Annotated in this window: 1 protein-coding gene; it reads right to left on the minus strand. The window is 70.1% G+C overall.

What is annotated here, in order from left to right:
* Positions 1-29 precede the first annotated feature (29 nt).
* Positions 30-1,264 (minus strand): CCA tRNA nucleotidyltransferase (locus ACXJL8_RS41445; RefSeq protein WP_456687077.1); only part of this gene is annotated, 1,235 nt, incomplete at its 5' end.

A 1,264-nucleotide genomic window follows, 5' to 3' on the forward strand; every position in this document is an offset into this window, starting at 1 on the left:
CGAGATATCGGCGAAGCCTGAGACGATGGTCACGTTTTCCGTTCGCGGCTGACGCGGGCCGCAGCTTGATCCGCGATGGAAGCGAGCGCGGCTTCCTCCAGTGGAAAATCGGCTGCAAGCCAAGCGTCCTCGGCGAGCGTCAACACATGCCCAAGTGCCGGCCCTTCCGCCATCCCGCGCGCGATGAAGTCGGCGGCGCGAAGCGGAAATTTCGGCGCGGTCCAGCGCTGCGGCAGCTCGGCGAGCTCGCGCCAGTGCGACGATGTCACATCGCCGCCATTCCTCGCCCAGCCCAGCAACACGCGATCGTGATAGGGCCCGGCCCCCAGCCGGTACAACAGCCGCCGGGCATGGGCCTCGTCCTTGGCGGCGAAGCGCCACCAGCGATGCCCCATCGAATCCAGCGCCTTGGCTTCGGCGTTGGAGAGCCTCAAGCGCGCGGCGACGCGTTTTGCATCCTCGGTCACGGCGACCGTCAGCGCGGCCAGGCGCCGGGTGCTGCTTGCCGGCAGGCCGAGCGCGCGTTCGATCGCGATCATCGCCGACAATGGTCCGGTGTAGGCGACGCCGCCGATCAGCGCTTGCAGCAATCCGCCCTCGGCCATTGCGAGCCCTGCTGCAGACGCGCCGGCCGCGACCAGCAGCTTCAGCATCTCCATGCGCACCCGTTCGGCCGACAGGCTCGCGAGGCCTCCGCGGCCGCGGATGCAGGCGAGATAGCCGTCGCGGTCGGGCTCGCCGGCGCCGAAGGCGGCGTGGATGCGGAAGAAGCGCAGGACGCGCAGATAATCCTCGGCGATGCGCTGGTCGGGATCGCCGATGAAGCGCACGCGCCGCGCGGCGGCGTCGGCAATGCCGCCGACATAGTCGTAGACTATTCCGGCTGCGTCGACCGAGAGCCCGTTCATGGTGAAGTCGCGCCGCTCGGCGTCTTTCACCCAGTCGCGGCCGAAGGCGACCTTGGCCTTGCGCCCGAACGTCTCGGTGTCCTCGCGCAGCGTCGTGACCTCATAGGGCTGCCCGTCGATGACGAGCGTGACGGTGCCGTGGTCGATGCCGGTCGGCACGCCCTTGATGCCGGCAGCCTTGGCGCGCCGCATCACCTCGTCCGGCAGCGCCGTGGTCGCGATGTCGATGTCGCCCGGCGGCAGATCGAGCAGCGCGTTGCGGACGGCGCCACCGACCACGCGCGCCTCCTCGCCCTCCGCGTTCAGGAGCTGCAGGACGCGCGCGGTCCCGCCTGCGGTCAGCCAGGGCGCATCGG

It is taken from the genome of Bradyrhizobium sp. P5_C11_2, assembly GCF_054049755.1.